We start from the raw sequence: 17,126 nt of genomic DNA, 5'->3' as shown, positions 1-17,126 counted from the left end.
GCCGGGCGTCCTCGAAGGACGCGCCGCAGCGGCTGTGGCGCAGGTCCCCCGACCTGCATGGGCAGGGGTCATCCGGGTCCGTTAGAATTACCGGGTTGCCCGCCGTCAGGCGGGTCGAATGAACGTCAAGCAGGAGTTTTGGATTATGTCGAGCGTGTGTGAAGTCTGTGCCAAGCGCCCGGGCTTCGGCAACAACGTCCCGTGGTCCCACAAGAAGACCCGTCGTCGTTGGAACCCGAACCTGCAGACCATCCGCATCGCGACTGGCTCCGGCGACAACAAGCGCCGCGCCAAGGTCTGCACCTCGTGCATCAAGGCCGGCAAGGTCACCCGCTAAGGGCTGACGCCGAGAAGACTTTCGCCGCCGGGGCTCGGCCCCGGCGGCGCTTCGTCGTGTCCGAGAACCGGCGCTCACGCGGTCGCGAAGTGGTCCCAGCCGGTCGGGCCGGTCCAGCGGCGGCCGTCGACGGTGACGCCCGCGCCCTCGGCGACCGATCCGATGCGCCGCCATCCCTCGGGCAGGAGCACGTCGGCCGGGAACGCCGCGGCCAGCGCGTGGTCCTCGCCGCCGGTGAGGAGCCAGCGGCGGGCGTCGGAGCCCAGGGCTTCGGCGGCGTTGCGCATCGCCTCGGGGACCGGGAGCGCCGCGGTGTCGACGTCGATCGCGACGCCGGAGGCGGTCGCGATGTGGCCGAGGTCGGCGAGGAGGCCGTCGGAGACGTCGATCATGGCGTTGACGCCCATGAGGGCGGCGTCGCGGGCGGCCGCGTACGGCGGCTGCGGCCGGCGGTAGGCGCCGACGAGGGCGCCCGGGGAGCGGAAGCCGCGGGAGAGGACGTTCAGGCCGCCGGCGGCCCAGCCGACCTTGCCGGCGAGCGCGATGACGTCGCCGGGGCGCGCGCCGCCGCGGGTGACGGGGGCGCGGCCTTCGAGGTCGCCGAGGGCGGTGACGGTGATCGTCAGCTGGTCGCCGCGGGTGGTGTCGCCGCCGACGACGGCGGCGCCGACCGCGGCGGCCTCGTCGGCGAGGCCGGCGGCGAGCCCTTCGAGCCATTCGGCGGGCGTGTCCTGGGGCGCGCACACGGCGGCGAGGAGCGCGGTGGGCCGGGCGCCCATGGCGGCGACGTCGGCGAGGTTGACGGCGGCGGCCTTGTGGCCGACGTCGGCCGCGGAGCACCAGTCGCGGCGGAAGTGGTTGCCTTCGACGAGCATGTCGGTGCAGGCGACGACCCGGCCGTCGGGGGCGGCGACCACGGCGGCGTCGTCGCCGGGGCCGAGCAGCACCGCGTCGGTGGTGCCGAAGTGCCGGGTGAAGCGCTCGATCAGGCGGAATTCGCCGACCTCGGCGACGGTCTCGCTCACGGTCGGATCATTCCTCGGTCGCTTGAAGGTCGGTGGATCACTCGGTAATCTTCGCTCAGAGGCGAACGGGAAGCGGTCAGGCCCGCCCGTGTCGGGTGCGGCCCCACACCGTCCGCTCCTCGCCGCGCGGGGGAGGTGGCCTGTGATGGCGCAGGTGCAGGCGTACATGCTGATCCAGACCGAGGTCGGGATGGCCGGCCCGGTGAGCGAGGCCGTGTCCGAGATCGAGGGCGTGGTCAGGGTCGACGCCGTGACCGGCCCGTACGACGTGGTCGTGCTCACCGAGGCGTCCACCGGCGACCCGCTCGGGCACGCGGTGGTGAGTAGAGTCCAGCGGGTGGCGGGCATAACCCGCACGCTGACCTGTTCGATCCTCGAGATCTGAGGAGGGCCCGTGGGCGAGTCGAGGCTTCCGGCGGTCATCGCGACCGCCGTGGCGGTGCCGGTGGCGGCCGTCGCGGGCGTGCTCATCTACAACGCGATGGCGCCCGCGGCCGAGGAGCACTCGGACCTGGTGCAGGCGGACCTGTCGCCGGTGACGGTGACCGTGCCGGAGCTGAACGACGAGGACGCGGTGGTGTGCCTGGCGCTGACGGCGACCGCGCCGGACACGGCCGGGGGCCTGGAGGCGCGCCCGGTCGAGGGCGGCGAGGGCGCGGCGGAGTCGGTGCTCGCGTACGGCGACCCGGCGACGGTGGCGACGTGCGGGGCCGAGGCGGTCGCGGTCGCCGACACCGCGGCGGTGTACAAGCTCAACGGGGTCTGCTGGCACTCGGACGAAGAGGGTCTGGAGTGGACGACGCTGGACCGGCAGGTGCCGGTCGCGGTGCGCGTCCCCGAGGAGAACGAGCAGCCGGTGGACGTGCTCAACGACCTGTCGAAGGCGATCGCCGAGAAGGTCCCGGCGGCCGCGGACGCGCCGACCGGGTGCGCGTGAGCGGTCCGCTCGACCGGTCGTTCTTCGCCCGGGACCCGGTCGTGGTGGCCCCGGAGCTGCTGGGCTGCATCGTGACCGCGAACGGCGTGTCGGTGCGGCTGACGGAGGTCGAGGCGTACCGCGAGGACGACCCGGCCTCGCACTCCTTCCGCGGGCCGACGAAGCGCACGGCGGTGATGTTCGGTCCGGCCGGGTTCCTGTACGTGTACTTCACCTACGGGATGCACTACTGCGCGAACCTGGTGTGCGGCGAGGACGGCGCGGGCGCGGCGGTGCTGCTGCGCGCCGGCGAGGTCGTCGAGGGCGAGGCGCTGGCGCGCGCCCGGCGAGGCGAGCGCGTGCCGGACCGGGACCTGGCGCGGGGCCCGGCGCGGCTGGCGCAGGCGATGGGCTGGGACCGGTCGGACGACGGCCGCGACATGGTCGGCGCGGTCCGCGCGGGCGCGCCGACGGCGTCGGTGGCGGGCCCGCGCACCGGCATCATGAAGGCCGCGGACACCGCGTGGCGGTTCGCGATCCCCGGGGACCGGTTCGTGTCGCCGTACAAGCGGCACCCGAAGGCCCCCGGAGCCGGGTGACGGCGGGCTACTCGAGGCGGACGTCGAAGAACGGCGAGCGCATCAGGGCCCGGAACGCCTCCAGGGCGCCTTCGTCGCGGTGGATCTCGGAGTTCCTGCCGCCGTTGGAGTCCGCGGGCGTCTCGAAGTAGACGATGGCCTTCAGGCGCGGGTAGTGGGCCATCTGGTAGCGGGCGGCCTGGAAGACCGCGGTCTGGTGGTCGGGGTACTCCTCCTCGTGGAAGACGCCCCATTCGGCGAGCATCATCGGCTTGTCCGGGTGCTCCTTGGCGACCCAGTGGTAGAAGCCGGGCCAGGCGGTGTCGCCCTTGGTCTGGTCGACGATCTCGCCGAAGTCGGAGCGGCCGTCGTCGTGGAGGGACTGGCCGTAGCCGGAGAGCCCGATCCAGTCGACGACGTCGTCGCCCGGGTACAGCTGGTCGTGCCAGGGCTTCTCGACCCACTTGAGGTAGCCCATGTAGTTCATGACGGACACGAGGTTGTCGACGCCGTTGGCGCGCAGGCGCTCGACGACGTACCGGAACATGTCCGCGTAGTCGCCGGGCTCCATGCCGGAGCCGGCGCGCTGGATCACGTCGTTCTCGGGCTCGTGGTGGACGGTGAAGAAGAACGGCTTGTCGAAGTTCGCGGTGATGTGGGCGGCGAGCCGGTCGAGGTAGGCGTCGACCTCGGGGTCGCCGGCGGCGATCTCGGCCCAGGAGGCCATGCGCGGCTTCCAGTTGATGAAGAGCGTGCGCGGGCGCTCGGGGTCCCGGGTGAGCGCGATCTGCGCGTCGGTCGGGAACAGGCGGTCGTCGCCGCGCTCGTAGGCGTGGTAGATCTGCTGCGTGTGCTGGACGCGCTCCTCGAAGGCGAGGAGCTCGTCCTCTTTGACCTTGCTGGTGTGCGCGGCCGGGGCGACGCCGACGAGGGCGCCGCACGTCGGGACGAGCTTGTCGCCGGTGGTGCAGACGCTCAGCTGGTCCTCGGACTGGCCGGACTCGGGCAGCGGCTCGGTCGGCTCGGCGGCCGGGAGGCCGGGGACCGCGGACGGGTCGGTCGACGGGCTGGGCGAGGCGGCCGGGTCGAACGGGTCGGCGGGCGGGCCGGTCGGCGCGGTCGTTGGCGGCGCGGTCGTCGGCGGCTCGGCCGTCGGCGGCTCGGTGGCGGGTGACGTGGTGGCGGGCGGCGCGGCCGGGCTCGCCGGGTCGCCGGACGCGGGCGCCGGGTCGGTAGCCGGATCGGTGGTGGCCGGCGGATCGGACGGGGCGGCGGAGGGCGCGTCGGTGCTCGGCGGGTCCGTCGGCGGCGCGGTCGTCGGGTCGCCCGGCGCGGTCGGCGGGAGCGGCCCGGTCGGGGCGTCCGGTTCGGACACCGTGCGCAGGGCCGGGCCCGCGTCGTACTCGGCGCCTTCGAGTTCGAGGTAGGCCTTGCGGTCGGGGCTGGTGACGGCGAAGCCGTACCGGCCGGGGGCGTTGATCGCGCCGGTGACGTCGAAGACGATCTCGGTCGTCGCGGCGTCGACCTCGACGGCGTCCCAGACGGTGCCGTAGGGCGGTGCGGTGGCGGCGGTGAGCGAGCACAGGCAGCTGACCGGGTGGACGGAGGCGACCTCGACGGTCATGCCCTCGGAGTCCGGCGGGACGGCGACCGGCAGGCGCAGCTCGGCGGTGTGCGCGGGCCGGACCGTGGACTCGTCGACCGCGAACTGGAGGTGGGTCACCGCGATGCCGAGGTCGTCGGAGTAGCCGACGGGCAGCACGGCGGGCGCGTCGGGCGCGCGGCCCGCGACCCCGGTCGCGGTGAAGGAGGCCGCGAGGGGCCGGTGGTCGACCGCGCCGTCGCCGCCCTCCCACGCCTCGCGGACGGCGTCGCCGAAGCGGCCGTCGCCCGAGCCGACCCCGTAGCCGATGACGAATCCCGCCAGGACCAGCGGGAGGACCGCGAGCACGGTCACGATCCCGCGGCCGGTCGCGAGCGGAAGGCGCTGCCGCGCGTCGGTGCCGCTCATCGTCCACCTTCTTCCGTCCAATGTGATCCGGACTCAATATTGCGAATCACCATATTAGCGAACAAATTGGTTTCTACTCGTCTCCTCTCCCGAATACAACCCCCGTCGCGCGCGGCGCGGCGCGGCCGTCACCTGAGGGACACATCGCTCGTTACTCATTCGAGATCCCTAGAACGAGAAAGGGCTTCGCGTTGAGGACCCCTGCCGCCCGCACGCTCGCCGATTACGGCGTCATCGTCCGCCGCTCCTGGTGGCTCGTCGCCGGCACCGTCGCCGCGGCGCTCGCCGCCGGCGTGGCCTACACCGAGCTGAGCCAGGAGGTCTACGAGTCGACCGCCTCGGTCCTCGTGCTCCCGACCGCGGGCGACACGGAGGTCCAGGGGGCCCGCACCGCCGGACAGGTCAACCTGGACACCGAGGCGCAGCTGGTCAAGTCCACCGAGGTCGCCGAGGCCGCCGCCGCGGCGCTCGGGGCCGACCCGGCCGCCGACCTCGTCTCGCAGGTGTCGGTCACCGTGCCGCCGAACACCGCGGTGCTCGAGATCAGCTTCAAGGCGGGCACGCCGCAGGCCGCGCAGGAGGGCACCGTCGCGTTCAGCGAGGCGTACCTCGCGCACCGGCTCGCCGGGGCCACCGCGTCCATCGAGCGGGAGATCGCCGCCGCGGCCGTCGAGCTCGAGACGGTGACCACCGAGATCGAGGCGGCCGAGGACCGGCTCGACGGCCTCGACGCGGGCGAGGGCGGCCGCGCCGGGCTCGAGTCCGACCTCCAGGACCTCCAGAGCCGCGCGGCCGAGATCGAGGCGGCGGTCGCGGGCCTCCAGGCCCAGGCCGAGGCCGTCTCACCGGGCCGGGTCATCAACCAGGCGTCGCTGCCGCAGGCCCCGGTCAGCCCGAACGCGATGTTCAACCTCGCCGCCGCGATCGGCGCCGGGCTCCCGCTCGGGCTCATGCTCGCGTGGGCGCGGCACCGCCTGGCGCGCAAGGTGTCCTACCCGGCCGACCTCGTCGACCGGTGCGAGCTCGACGTGCTCGCCTCCGTGCCGCCGGCCGTGAAGTTCCAGCGCCGCGAGGTCTTCGGCGCCTACAGCCCCGGCGGGCGCGTGTTCTCGCAGCTGCGGAACATCGTCGCCTCCCAGCTGACCCGCGAGCAGCGCGTCATCGTCGTCGCCGGGGTCGCGCCCGGACCGGCCGCGAGCGTCGTCGCCGCGAACCTCGCCACCGCGATGGCCCGCGCGGGCGACCGCGTCACGGCCGTCGCCGCCAACCCGAGCACCACCGTGGGCCTGCCCGAGCTGTTCGGCACCGACCCGGTGCCCGGGCTCGCGGACGCCTGGTCGGGCCGGATCGACCTCGCCGAGGCCGTGCAGGCCGCGCCGCGGCAGCCGAGCCTGTCGGTGATCGGCCCCGGCGCCGCCGCGCGCGCGGCCGGGCCCACCAGCGAGGCCGCCGCCGAGACGTTCGCGAAGCTCGCCGAGGCCGGCCGGTTCGTCGTCGTCGACGCGCCGCCGCTGTCGTGCTCCGCCGACGCCCAGCTGCTCGCCGGGCACGCCGACGCCGTGATCCTCGCCGTCCAGTCGCAGCGCGACGCGATCGGCGAGACCGCGGCCGCCGCGGTCGCCATGCGCCAGATCGACACGCCGCTGCTCGGCGCGGTCCTGCTCCCGGGCGCGCTCGGGCCGATGAACACCGTGCCCCTGCCGACCGCGCGCCGCGAGCTCACCGCCAGGCCGGCGCCGTCCGCGGACGAGACGCCGACCGACTCGCTCGAACCCGTCGAGGACGCGACCGAGGTCATTCCGGCTGTCGACGCCGTGCCGTCGGCGGCCCCGGCCGCCGAGCCGCGATGACGCTGCTCGCGGCCGCCCGCTCGGCCGGCAGACCGCGCGTTGCGACGGACCGGGGCGAAGGCGGCTCGCTGACGTGGCTGCTGGCGGCCTACCCGCTGTGGTGGGCGCTCGGCCTCGGCGTCCTCGCGATCCCGTTCGTGGCCGCCGTCGCGGCCGTGAAGCTCGTGCGGCGCAAGTCGATCGCGGTCCCGCCCGCGTTCGGCTGGTGGCTGCTGTTCCTCCTCGCGGTGGTGCTCAGCCTCGCGAACCTCGGCGTCGACCCGCCCGGCGTGGTCCCGGAGACGTTCGTCTCCAGCCTCCCGGGGGCCACGTACCGGTTCGGGTTCTACTGCTGCGTCACGCTCATCGCGCTGTGGGCGTACAACCTCGTCCTCGAAGGGCGGATGCGCCGCGAGCACCTGGTCCGGCTGCTCGCGTGGCTGTTCGCCGTCACCGTGGCGGGCGGGCTGCTCGGCACCTTCTTCGGCGGCTTCGAGTACACCTCCCCCGTGGAGGCGCTGCTCCCGAAGGCCGTGGCGAAGGACGGCTTCGTGCAGTCGCTCGTGCACCCGGCGGCGGCGCAGACGATGGACTTCCTCGGCTACGAGACGCCGCGCCCGGCCGCGCCGTGGGGCTACACGAACACGTGGGGCAACAACTTCGCGATCACCGCCGTCTGGTTCACCGTCGCCGCGTTCTGCTTCCCGCTGCGCACGCGGTGGCGGGTCGCGGCCGTGGCGCTGCTGGCCGTCTCGCTCGTCCCCGCGGTGTACTCGATGAACCGGGGCCTGTGGCTGGGCCTGGCCGCCATCGCGGTCTTCACCGCGCTGCGGCTCCTCGTCTCGGGCCGGCCCGGCGGGATGCTCGCCCTCGGCGGGGCCGGAGCCGCCGCGGTCCTCCTCGTCGTCCTCACGCCTCTGGGGACGGTCGTCCAGGCCCGCATGGACAACGGCCACTCCGACGAGGGCCGGGCGTTCTCCTCCGAGCGCGCCACCGAGCTCGTCGTCGAACACTCGCCGGTGATCGGGTTCGGCTCCACCAGGAAGACCCTCGGCTCCGGCGAGTCGATCGCCGTCGGCCCCACCCCCGAGTGCCCCCGCTGCGGCGGGCGCACCCTCGGCGGGAACGGCCAGCTGTGGCAGGTCCTGTTCGCCCACGGCATCGCCGGCGCCGTCACGTACCTCGGGTTCGCGCTCGCGGTGCTGTGGCGGTTCCGCCGGGACCACTCCGCGATCGGGATCGCCGGCAGCGCGGTCGTCGGCTTCTCGCTGCTGACGATGTTCTACTACAACGCGCTCGTCACCCCCCTCCTGCTCACCCTGCTCAGCTACGTCCTCCTCGCCGCCAACAGCACACCAGCGCCCGACGCCCAGGGCACAGAGACGGAGAACCGATGAGTCGAGCCTTGAAGACCGCCGACGACCTGCGCAGGCGGGCCACGTACCTGACGGAGGTGGTGGACCAGCTCTACCCCGGCGGCAGCGCCGGGGACGCGCCCGCGCGGCCGTACATCGTGGTGCCCGGGCGCCGCAAGCCGCGCGTGCTCATCCCGGCCGCCGACCGGAAGGTCGCCGCGGCGGCCCTGGCCCGGTACTCGCGCCCGGCCGCGCGCGGGGCCCGCATCAAGCGCGACGCCGCCGTCCTGGCGCTGCGCCTCGGCCTCGACCGGATGCTGCTGCCGCACCGCGTCAAGGCCGGCGGCGGCGAGGGCATCGACGACCACCTGGCCGCGGTCCTCGGCCACGAGGTGCACCTGAGCATCCACATCGGACCGGCGCGGGCGAACCGCAAGCCGGTGCTCCAGATCCTCGACGGGGACGCGAACACCGTCGCATTCGCGAAGCTCGGCGTCAACGCGCTCACCCGCGAGCTCGTGGACGCCGAGACGGCCGCCACCAAGCGCCTGAGCGAGTTCTGCGACCTCAAGCTGCTGCGCGTGCCCACGCTCCTGCACGCGGGGAACTGGAACGGGCACAACCTCATGGTGTGCTCGGCGCTCCCCGCGTGGGAGGCGCCCGCCGACCTCGGGCCGGCCCGCCGCACCGCCGCGATGCGCGAGCTCGCCGACGCGTGCGGCACCTCGCGGTTCCCGCTCGGCGAGTCCGACTACGCGGCGCGGCTGCGCACGCGCCTGAAGGCCCTCACCGACCGCGGCGAGACCGACGCCGACACGCTCCAGACCGCCGGGGAGGCGCTCCTGGACCGGTACGGGTCCGCCACGATGACGTTCGGCGCCTGGCACGGCGACTGGGCCCCGTGGAACACCCGCGAGACCCAGGACCTCGTCTACCTGTGGGACCTCGAGCGGTTCGAGACCGGCGTGCCCTACGGCTTCGACGCCGTCCACTACCGGCTCCAGGACGACATCGTGACCAAGGGGACCGACCCGACGACGGCCGTCCTCGGCCTCGTCGCCGACGCGCCCCAGATCCTGGCCCCCATGGGGGTCGCGCCCGGGGAGGCCGAGCCGACCGCGCTGCTGTACCTCGTGGACCTCGCCGCCCGCTACATGGGCGACCAGGCCGAGCGCGCCGGGGCGGCGCTGGGGGCCCTCGGCCGCTGGCTCCTGCCGACCCTGCTGCGCCACATCGCCCGCCAGCGGACCGCGCAGGCCGGCTCCACCGACGGCTCCTGTTGAGCGGCAAGGAACATCGAATGACCCAGCGGACACTGCGCGAACGCATCCCGACCCAGCTGAAGGCCGTCGTCGGCCACTCCTCGCGCACCTTCGGGCGCCTGACGGCCTCCTCGCGGATGCTGCCGGGCCTGCTCGTCTGCGGCGGCCAGCGCTGCGGCACCACGTCCCTGTACCGGGCCCTGGCCCAGCACCCGGCGATCCTCAAGCCGGTGCTCCACAAGGGCGTCCACTACTTCGACACGAACTACCAGCGCGGCCCGGCCTGGTACCGCGGGCACTTCCCGACCCAGGGCACGGCCTCCCGGATCGCCGACCGCACCGGGCTCGCGCCGGTCGCGTTCGAGTCGAGCCCGTACTACCTGTACCACCCGCTGGCGGCCGCGCGGTTCGCGCGGGACCTGCCCGGCGTCAAGGTGATCGTGCTGGTCCGCGACCCGGTCGAGCGGGCGTGGTCGCACCACGCGCACGAGGTGGCGCGCGGGTTCGAGCCGATCGCCGACTTCGCCGAGGCGGTCGAGGCCGAGGCGGGCCGTCTCGAGGGCGTCGAGGAGCGGCTGCGCCGCGACCCGGCGCTGTACAGCTTCGACCACCAGCACCACGCGTACACCGCGCGCGGGCGGTACACGGACTTCCTGGAGCCGCTCGCCGCGCACGTCGGCCGCGACCGGGTCCTGGTGCTCGACTCGGGCGAGTTCTTCACCCGGCCCGAGGACGCGTTCGAGCGGGTCCTGCGGTTCCTGGGGCTGCCGTGGATCGGCGAGTTCGCGTTCGCGCGCCACAACGCGCGCGGGCGCCCCTCGCCGATGTCGCCGCGGCTGCGGGAGTCCTTGACCGAGCACTACGGGCCCTACGACGAGCGGCTCGCGGAATGGCTTGGGGGCGTGCCGAGTTGGCGGCGCTGACCGCCGCCGCGGAGACCGGGGCGCGCGAGGAGCTGCGCGGGACCGCCCGCGGCGGCCTGGCGAACCTGGTCGGGGCCGCGGTCTCCGGGCTCGGGGGCCTGGCGGTCACCTGGCTCGCGGCCGTCGCGCTGAGCCCCGCGGAGGCGGGCGCGTTCTTCGCGGCGACCTCGGTGTTCATGCTCGCGGGCGCGCTCGCGCGGCTGGGGACGCCGACGGGGCTCGTGTACTGGGTGGCGCGGCTGCGCAAGAGCGGCCGGGACGGGGCGATCGGGTCGGTGCTGCGGCTGGGCCTGTGGCCGGCCGCGCTCGCGTCGTTCGCGGCGGCGCTCGCGCTGCTGCTGGCGGCGCCGATGTTCGCGCGCCCGGACCTGGTGCGGCTGCTGGCGGTGTTCATCCCCGCGTCGGTCGCGATGGAGGCGCTGCTGGCGGCGACGCGCGGCTACCGGCTCATGGGGCCGTCGGTCGTGATCGACAAGCTGGGGCGCACGCTCGCGCAGCTCGCCGGCCTGGGCGCGATCGCGCTGGCGGGCACGGCGACGGCGCAGTGGATCACGTTCGCGTGGGTGCTGCCGTACCTGCCGGCGGCGCTCGCGGCGGGCTGGTACCTGCTGCGGCGCCACCGCCGGTCCGCGGCGGACCGGGGATTCCCCGACCGGGTCTCGGCGCGGGCGTTCTGGGGGTTCACGGCCCCGCGCGCGGCCGCGAGCGTGGCGCAGATCGGGCTCCAGCGGCTCGACATCATCATGGTCGCGGCGCTCGCGGGCCTGGGGCCGGCCGCGGTGTACACGGTGGCGACGCGGTTCGTGATCGTCGGGCAGATGGCCTCGGGCGCGGTGGGCCAGTCGGTGCAGCCGCGCGCGGCGGCGGCGATGGCCGCCGGGGAGCCGGCGTCGGCGCGGTCGCTGTACCAGGAGTCGACGGCGTGGATCGTGTCGCTGACGTGGCCGGTGTACCTGGCGGTGGGGCTGCTCGCGGACTGGTACCTGCGGCTGTTCGGCGGCGACTACGCGACGGACGAGGCCCGCGCGGTGGTGTGGGTCCTGGTGCCGGCGATGATGGTCGGCTCGGCGTGCGGCGTGGTCGACTCGATGCTGTCGATGGCGGGGAAGACCTCGTGGCAGCTCATGGACGTCTCGATCTCCCTCGTCGTGAACGTCGGGCTGAACCTGGCGCTGATCCCCACGATGGGCGTCGTCGGCGCGGCGATCGCGTGGTCGGCGGCGGTTCTGGTCAATAATTTGGTTCCACTGGCGCAGCTGTGGCGCACGTTCGGGCTGCACCCGTTCGGTGCGCTGACGCGGCGTGTCCTGCTCGCGGCGGGCCTCGGGTTCGGGGTGCTGCCGCTGGCGGCGTCCCCGTTCGGGCCGCTGTGGACGCTCGCCGCGCTGGCGGCGGCCGGCGCCGCGTGGGCGGTGGCGCTCCTGCGCTACCGGACCAGGATCTGAGGGGGAACACCGTGGCAGCCAACTACACCGAGGTCTTCCAGGACCCGACCGCGGTCGAGAAGTACGCCGAGCGCACGTACGCGCCGGGGACGTTCTCGTCGATCGTGTCGAGCCGTCAGGCGGGCTGGCTGCGCGGGTTCGTGCCGCACGCGTTCGGGATGCCGCCGGTGCACCACGACTTCGCCTGCGGCACCGGGCGGGTCGCGCGGATGCTGGCGGGCCTGGTGTCGGTGTCGCACGGCTACGACACCTCGGAGGCGATGCTGCGGAAGGGCCGCGAGCTGGGCACGCCGGGGCACGCGCACCTGGTGGCGCCGGGCCTGGCGGTGCCGGAGCCGGACGAGACGCGGCCGCGCCTGGTGACCGCGTTCCGGTTCGTGCTCAATGTGGACGTGCACCTGCGGGACCAGCTGATGGACTTCGCGTCGATGGCGCTGCCGGACGCGGAGTCGGGGCTGCTGCTGGTGGAGAACCACGGGAACGCGTCGTCGCTGCGGCACCTGCGCAAGACGTTCGGGCGCCTGGACGCGAGCACGTGGTTCCAGGAGCTGTCGCACGAGGAGATGACGGACCTGTTCGACCGGCACGGCTTCGAGCTGGTCGGCATGCAGGGCTTCACGATGTTCACGCAGGGCTGCTACCGGCGGCCGTGGATCTGGGGCGCGAAGGCCGCGGACTCGGCGCTGTGCTCGCCGATGGCGAAGTGGGCCACGGACGTCGTCTACATCGCCCGCAGGCGCTAGACGCGCACCCGGGACCGCCGGCGGGGCGCCGTGCGGCGCACTGGGGCCCGCTCAGCGTTCGCCGCGGCGCTTCCCGGCGGCCTCGGCGAGGAGCCGGACCGCCTCGGGGAGGTCGTCGCGGAGGTAGCGGCGCGCGAGGCGCCGCGGTTCGGAGCACATCCGGAACAGCCATTCGGTGCCGGTGCGCTGCATCCACTTCGGGGCGCGGCGGCGGTAGCCGGCGATGAAGTCGATGCTCGCGCCGCAGCCGAGGAACCAGGCCCGCGGGGCGGCCTCGCGCAGCCGCTCGGCGACGCGCTCCTGCTTGGGGAAGCCGAGGCCGACGTAGACGAGGTCGGGGGCGGCGGCCCGGACGCGGTCGGCGAGCGCGTCCCACTGGGACGCGTCGCGGTCGAAGCCCATCGGCGGGCACCACGCGCCGACGACCTTCAGGCCCGGGTGGCGGGTTTCGAGGACCTCGGCGGCGCGCTCGGTCGGGCGCGCGGCGAGGTCGGGGGTGCCGCCGAGGAGCGCGAGGCGCAGTCCCCGTTCGGAGGCGGCGGCCGCGAGGCTCCACACCAGGTCGGACCCGGCGACGCGTTCGGGCAGCGGCGTGCCGGCGAGCCGGGAGGCCCACACGAGCGGCGCGCCGTCGGCGGTCGCGAGCTCGGCGCCGTCGACGAGCGCGCGCAGGTCGGCGCTGCGGCGCGCGGCCGCGAGGATGTCGACGTTCGGGGTGGTGATCCGGCCGCCGCGTCCCGCTTCGATCGCGGCGAGGACGCGCGCGACCGCCTCGGCCCCGGTGACGGGGTCGATGCCGATGCCGCCCAGGCGGATTCGCGGGGAAGTGGGGGCGGGCACGCCGTCGGCGCGCGCAGGGCCCAAGCGCTCCATGACATCAGACGCTAGAGGCCGCGGGGCGGTTTTCCGGGATTTTTCGCCGCAGGGCGTGTCCCCGACCCCACCCCGGATCGTTATAGGGGCGACAGGGCAATACGAGGGTGAGCGAGGGTTCAGTGAGCTGGAGAACGGCCGAGCAGTCCGAGCAGTCCGAGAACCGCGTCAAGGTGGTCTTCATCGGGGGCCTGGGCCGGTCCGGCACCACGCTCCTGGAGCGCCTGCTGGGGCAGCTGCCCGGGGTCGTCCCGCTCGGCGAGATCACCCACCTGTGGGAACGGGACCTGGTCGGCAACGAGATGTGCGCGTGCGGGGCCACGTTCTCGCACTGCGAGTTCTGGCAGCGGATCGGCGAGCGCGCGTTCGGGTCCTGGGACAACGTGGACGTCGAGCGGCTGAACGCCCTGAAGGCCACCGTGGACCGCACCCGGCACATCCCGGCGCTCGCCGCGAGGAAGCTCGCGCCCGCGCAGCACGAGCTCGTCACCGAGTACGTCGAGTACTTCGAGAACATCTACCTGGCGGCCGCGAAGGACACGCGCGCGCAGGTCGTCGTCGACTCCTCGAAGCACGCGTCGCTCGCGTACTGCCTGCGCTGGTCCCCCCGGATCGACCTGCGGGTCATGCACGTCGTGCGCGACTCGCGCGGCGTCGCGTACTCGTGGACGAAGCAGGTGCGCCGCCCCGAGTCGCCCACGGGCGACCAGATGACGCGCTACTCCCCCGCGAAGGCCGCGATGCTGTGGAACGCGCAGAACGCCGCGTTCAGCCTCCTGGCTCGCCGCGGGGTCCCGGTGCGGCGGGTCCGGTACGAGCGGATCATCCAGCGCCCGCGGCGCGTCATCGCGTCCCTGGCCCGGTTCTGCGGGCTCGACCTGGTCGAGTCGGACCTGAACTACATCGGCGAGGGCTGGGCCGACCTCGGCCCGAGCCACTCGGCGGCCGGGAACCCGATGCGGTTCACCGTGGGGCGCATCCCGATCTTCCCGGACGAGGCGTGGACCGAGGACCTCCCCGACGGCACCCGCCGGATGGTCTCGACGCTCACGCGCCCGCTCCTGGGACGCTACGGTTACCTCGCCGAGGACGAGGCACCCTTGGAAGAGCCAGCGCGTGAAGAGGTGAGCGCCCGTGACTGACTGGCCCTCCGTCGGGGTCGTGATCCCGACGCACGACCGCCCCCAGCAGATGCGCGCCGCCCTCCGGTCGGTGCTGACGCAGTTCTACCCCGGCGAGCTCGAGGTCATCGTGGTCTTCGACCGGGCCAAGCCGGCCCCGGGCCTCGAGGAGGAGCTCAACGGCGGCTCCGGCGAGGCGTCGAAGCGGCCGGTGCGCGTCGTCAGGAACGAGCGCACGCCCGGCCTGGCCGGGGCCCGCAACACCGGGATCACGGCGCTGGAGACCGATCTGGTCGCGTTCCTGGACGACGACGACGAGTGGCTCCCGGGGAAGCTCACCGCGCAGGTCGCGGCCCTGGGCACCGAGGCCGAGCTGTGCACCACCGCGATCGAGGTCGACTACCGCGGGCGGCGGAACGCGCGGCTGGCGCAGAGGTCGACGGTCCGCCACGTCGACCTGCTCAGGTCGCGGATGATGATGCTCCACTCCTCGACGTTCCTGTTCCGGCGCTCGGCGCTCCTGGGCGGGCTCGGGCTCGTCGCGGAGGACGCGCCCGGCAGCCAGAACGAGGACTGGGACATGCTCCTGCGGGCCTCCCGGCGCCGGCCGATCGCGCACGTCGACGTCCCGTACGCGCTGGTGAACTGGGCCGGGTCGCATTTCGAGACCCGCTGGGACACTAAGATCTCCTCGCTGCGGTGGATCCTCGACCGCCACCCGGAGATCCACGGCAGCCCCGAGGGCGCCGCGCGCGTCTACGGGCAGATCGCGTGCTGGCACGCGGCGATCGGCGACCGCAAGGAGGCCCTGCGGTGGGCGCTGCGGGCCACGAAGGCGAACCCGGGCGAGCCGCGCGCGGCCGTCGCGGCCGCCGCCGCGGCCGGCATCGTCGGCGTGCCCGCGGTGATGGCGGCCCTCCACCGCCGCGGCCGGGGCATCTGACGACAGCGTCGACATCACTTCCGTGACCGGTCTCCGAGCCGAAGTTGTTTGGCAAACGCCGGAAAGCCACTGCCGCTGCATGGAAGTCGCATGCCTGTTCCCACAAGCATATCGACCATGGCACACGCTTCAGCCTCAGTCATCTTGCCGCTGTACTGAAGCTCGCTGAGAAGCCAGAGAGTCCCGTGGACACGCGGATAGTGTTCAGCCGCGACCTGCTTGGCCGCCCTGTCGTCGATGATCGCGGTAGCGCCGAGTTCCTCTGCGATGACCATGACACTCGCTTCACCGTGGTTTCGATCAGGATTGCCGCCCATGCGCTTCGCCCACCTGACGAATTCGATAACTCGCTCGAAACCGTCGATCGCTTCGGCGATAAGCCACTCCTGCTCACCGACCGCCAGCAGCTCAGGGCGATCAGGCACGCCGCGCTGAAGCTCATTCAATACGACGGTGGTGGTCAAACAGCGGCGTCCCACGAGCAGATTCCCCAGAACGTCAATGCGATCTGCGAGGGCGAATGCTGAAAGACAGGTGGTATCGAAGACCAACGCCTCCTCATTCGGCGCTACCACATCATCTCCCGAGGCACCTCGACCTGTGGCAGGTCCTCGGGCCCGTCGATCTGTCCCCTCATGATTTCGACCGCACGGTCCGCGGTAATGAGCCGAGCTTCGTACGCAGCCATCACCGCATGCGCCAACAGTGGCGTAATCCGCATACGTTCAAGGTCCGGTTGCGGCGCCCATCCAAGAGAGTCGAGGAACTCGGCACGCGTTGGCCGCTTTGCGCCCCATTCGCGCGCCACCGATTCTTCAACGCATCCGGCCAACTCGGCCTGCCTGATGGCCAAGCTCCACGACACCTGATAACGCGCGGCGATGCTAATGAGCGTCGACCGCGTCAATCTGCCGTGGTGCGGCCGGAGGACCGCAGAAGGCAGCAGAAATTCCGAAGCGAAAGCATCAATGACCGCTTCACGCTGGTCTCGGGAAGCATGCACCGCGATCTCGCTCGAGTACTCGTCACCCAGAAAGACATGCCCGAGCTCGTGCGCGGCCGTCGATCGGCGGCGACCGAAATCCTGTTTCAAGTTCACGACCGCAACGGCGTAGTCACCGTTGACGACGCTGGCACCGTCGCCTTCAAGCTCCACGACAGCGAGAAGGACGCCGATACGCTCCGACACGGTCATCAGGCTGCCAGTCGGATTCTCACCGATCCTAAGGATATGGCGCAAGTGACGCGCGGCGGCTCTGGCTTCCGAGGGCGTGCCTTTCGGTCCCTTATACGGGATCAGCTCGGGGATATCGAGAAGGCCGGTGTCGACCAGCTGCTCCACATCCCTCAGCCAAGCAACCAATGCGGTCTGCACTCTGAACATGGAACGTTCAGCTTCCGTGGTCTCTTCGGCGACCAGACCACTGCGACGCGATATGACAGGAGGAGGGTCGAATATGAACTGGTCGAGAGGAACCCGCAGCACCTGAGCCAACTGCACCAGCTCGATGCCGTCGATTCGGCGATCGCCAAGCTCGATCTTCGAGATCACGGTTCGGTCGTCCACACCTATACGTTGGGCGAGTTCGAGCTGCGACAAGCCTTCGGCGACGCGGGCGCGCCTGACCCGCTCACCGACGGCCTTCCACTCCTTCTCAAGCTTCATGTTGCGATAATCGCACAACGTGCGGCAGTGAGACCAGCGACACGCCGACTTCGTTATAAAACATTGACGGCATCCGCAAGGTTCTCTCGTGTGCCGAAG

Annotated in this window: 17 protein-coding genes; 12 read left to right on the top strand and 5 right to left on the bottom strand. The window is 72.8% G+C overall.

What is annotated here, in order from left to right; genetic code table 11:
- Window positions 1–145: 145 nt before the first annotated feature.
- Window positions 146–337 carry a 50S ribosomal protein L28 gene (gene rpmB, locus EIW28_RS06790; RefSeq protein ID WP_030157716.1) on the top strand — a complete coding sequence of 64 codons (192 nt, stop codon included), beginning with the start codon at window positions 146–148 and terminating at the stop codon, window positions 335–337.
- Between the two features lie 74 nt (window positions 338–411).
- Here the strand turns inward: rpmB and EIW28_RS06785 are convergent, their stop codons facing one another.
- Entirely contained in the window at window positions 412–1,362 is a 951-nt protein-coding gene (locus EIW28_RS06785) for a thiamine-phosphate kinase (protein WP_232013829.1), read from the bottom strand.
- 145 nt (window positions 1,363–1,507) lie between these two features.
- On the opposite strand from EIW28_RS06785, the gene EIW28_RS06780 reads away from it, so the two are divergent.
- Genes EIW28_RS06780 through EIW28_RS06770 form a run of 3 tightly spaced genes read left to right on the top strand, consistent with a single transcriptional unit; the run spans window position 1,508 to window position 2,877 of the window.
- Entirely contained in the window at window positions 1,508–1,747 is a 240-nt protein-coding gene (locus EIW28_RS06780) for an Lrp/AsnC ligand binding domain-containing protein (protein WP_125246967.1), read from the top strand.
- Between the two features lie 9 nt (window positions 1,748–1,756).
- Window positions 1,757–2,299 carry a DUF3515 family protein gene (locus EIW28_RS06775; protein WP_125246966.1) on the top strand — a complete coding sequence of 181 codons (543 nt, stop codon included), beginning with the start codon at window positions 1,757–1,759 and terminating at the stop codon, window positions 2,297–2,299.
- Window positions 2,296–2,877 (top strand): DNA-3-methyladenine glycosylase, encoded by a 582-nt coding sequence (locus EIW28_RS06770; RefSeq protein WP_125246965.1) that lies wholly within the window; start codon window positions 2,296–2,298, stop codon window positions 2,875–2,877. Before EIW28_RS06775 ends, EIW28_RS06770 begins: the two co-directional genes overlap by 4 nt.
- Window positions 2,878–2,884: 7 nt before the next feature.
- On the opposite strand, the gene EIW28_RS06765 is transcribed toward EIW28_RS06770, so the two are convergent.
- Window positions 2,885–4,867 carry a glycosyl hydrolase gene (locus tag EIW28_RS06765; RefSeq protein ID WP_125246964.1) on the bottom strand — a complete coding sequence of 661 codons (1,983 nt, stop codon included), beginning with the start codon at window positions 4,865–4,867 and terminating at the stop codon, window positions 2,885–2,887.
- A 191-nt stretch (window positions 4,868–5,058) separates the two neighbouring features.
- Between EIW28_RS06765 and EIW28_RS06760 the strand changes: the two genes are divergently transcribed.
- From EIW28_RS06760 to EIW28_RS06735, 6 genes are read left to right on the top strand one after another with little or no spacing between them, the layout of a single operon-like run.
- Window positions 5,059–6,717 (top strand): Wzz/FepE/Etk N-terminal domain-containing protein, encoded by a 1,659-nt coding sequence (locus EIW28_RS06760; RefSeq protein WP_125246963.1) that lies wholly within the window; start codon window positions 5,059–5,061, stop codon window positions 6,715–6,717.
- Window positions 6,714–8,093 carry a hypothetical protein gene (locus EIW28_RS06755; protein WP_125246962.1) on the top strand — a complete coding sequence of 460 codons (1,380 nt, stop codon included), beginning with the start codon at window positions 6,714–6,716 and terminating at the stop codon, window positions 8,091–8,093. The genes EIW28_RS06760 and EIW28_RS06755 overlap by 4 nt, the downstream gene beginning before the upstream one ends.
- A complete protein-coding gene (locus EIW28_RS06750; RefSeq protein WP_125246961.1) occupies window positions 8,090–9,334 on the top strand; it encodes a hypothetical protein in 1,245 nt (414 codons plus the stop codon). Before EIW28_RS06755 ends, EIW28_RS06750 begins: the two co-directional genes overlap by 4 nt.
- A 17-nt stretch (window positions 9,335–9,351) precedes the next feature.
- Window positions 9,352–10,236, top strand: a complete 885-nt coding sequence (locus tag EIW28_RS06745) for a sulfotransferase family protein (protein ID WP_125246960.1) — start codon at window positions 9,352–9,354, stop codon at window positions 10,234–10,236.
- Window positions 10,203–11,681, top strand: a complete 1,479-nt coding sequence (locus EIW28_RS06740; protein ID WP_125246959.1) for an MATE family efflux transporter — start codon at window positions 10,203–10,205, stop codon at window positions 11,679–11,681. Before EIW28_RS06745 ends, EIW28_RS06740 begins: the two co-directional genes overlap by 34 nt.
- 11 nt (window positions 11,682–11,692) lie before the next feature.
- Window positions 11,693–12,424 carry a class I SAM-dependent methyltransferase gene (locus EIW28_RS06735; protein ID WP_125246958.1) on the top strand — a complete coding sequence of 244 codons (732 nt, stop codon included), beginning with the start codon at window positions 11,693–11,695 and terminating at the stop codon, window positions 12,422–12,424.
- 51 nt (window positions 12,425–12,475) lie between these two features.
- Here EIW28_RS06735 and EIW28_RS06730 read toward each other — a convergent pair whose 3' ends face one another.
- On the bottom strand, window positions 12,476–13,297 hold the full coding sequence (locus EIW28_RS06730; protein WP_125246957.1) for a WecB/TagA/CpsF family glycosyltransferase: 822 nt from the start codon (window positions 13,295–13,297) through the stop codon (window positions 12,476–12,478).
- 122 nt (window positions 13,298–13,419) lie between these two features.
- Here EIW28_RS06730 and EIW28_RS06725 point away from each other — a divergent pair, with 122 nt between their 5' ends.
- On the top strand, window positions 13,420–14,439 hold the full coding sequence (locus EIW28_RS06725; protein ID WP_125246956.1) for a sulfotransferase: 1,020 nt from the start codon (window positions 13,420–13,422) through the stop codon (window positions 14,437–14,439).
- Window positions 14,432–15,361 (top strand): glycosyltransferase family 2 protein, encoded by a 930-nt coding sequence (locus EIW28_RS06720; protein WP_125246955.1) that lies wholly within the window; start codon window positions 14,432–14,434, stop codon window positions 15,359–15,361. The genes EIW28_RS06725 and EIW28_RS06720 overlap by 8 nt, the downstream gene beginning before the upstream one ends.
- A 14-nt stretch (window positions 15,362–15,375) precedes the next feature.
- Here the strand turns inward: EIW28_RS06720 and EIW28_RS06715 are convergent, their stop codons facing one another.
- Together EIW28_RS06715 and EIW28_RS06710 are read right to left on the bottom strand one after the other, a co-directional pair.
- Entirely contained in the window at window positions 15,376–15,912 is a 537-nt protein-coding gene (locus tag EIW28_RS06715) for a hypothetical protein (RefSeq protein ID WP_125246954.1), read from the bottom strand.
- A 17-nt stretch (window positions 15,913–15,929) separates the two neighbouring features.
- Entirely contained in the window at window positions 15,930–17,027 is a 1,098-nt protein-coding gene (locus EIW28_RS06710) for a helix-turn-helix domain-containing protein (RefSeq protein WP_197717126.1), read from the bottom strand.
- Between the last annotated feature and the right edge of the window lie 99 nt (window positions 17,028–17,126).

It is taken from the genome of Glycomyces terrestris, assembly GCF_003933745.1.
Lineage (GTDB): Bacteria > Actinomycetota > Actinomycetes > Mycobacteriales > Micromonosporaceae > Glycomyces > Glycomyces terrestris.
This window is presented reverse-complemented; position numbering and strand designations above follow the sequence as displayed.

Bases quoted from the DNA above. Each gene is read 5' to 3' on its own strand.
- EIW28_RS06740 (WP_125246959.1), top strand. From the start codon at position 10,203: ATGGCTTGGGGGCGTGCCGAGTTGGCGGCGCTGACCGCCGCCGCGGAG.
- EIW28_RS06745 (WP_125246960.1), top strand. From the start codon at position 9,352: ATGACCCAGCGGACACTGCGCGAACGCATCCCGACCCAGCTGAAGGCC.
- EIW28_RS06765 (WP_125246964.1), bottom strand. From the start codon at position 4,867: ATGAGCGGCACCGACGCGCGGCAGCGCCTTCCGCTCGCGACCGGCCGC.
- EIW28_RS06730 (WP_125246957.1), bottom strand. From the start codon at position 13,297: ATGGAGCGCTTGGGCCCTGCGCGCGCCGACGGCGTGCCCGCCCCCACT.
- rpmB (WP_030157716.1), top strand. From the start codon at position 146: ATGTCGAGCGTGTGTGAAGTCTGTGCCAAGCGCCCGGGCTTCGGCAAC.
- EIW28_RS06710 (WP_197717126.1), bottom strand. From the start codon at position 17,027: ATGAAGCTTGAGAAGGAGTGGAAGGCCGTCGGTGAGCGGGTCAGGCGC.
- EIW28_RS06750 (WP_125246961.1), top strand. From the start codon at position 8,090: ATGAGTCGAGCCTTGAAGACCGCCGACGACCTGCGCAGGCGGGCCACG.
- EIW28_RS06755 (WP_125246962.1), top strand. From the start codon at position 6,714: ATGACGCTGCTCGCGGCCGCCCGCTCGGCCGGCAGACCGCGCGTTGCG.
- EIW28_RS06780 (WP_125246967.1), top strand. From the start codon at position 1,508: ATGGCGCAGGTGCAGGCGTACATGCTGATCCAGACCGAGGTCGGGATG.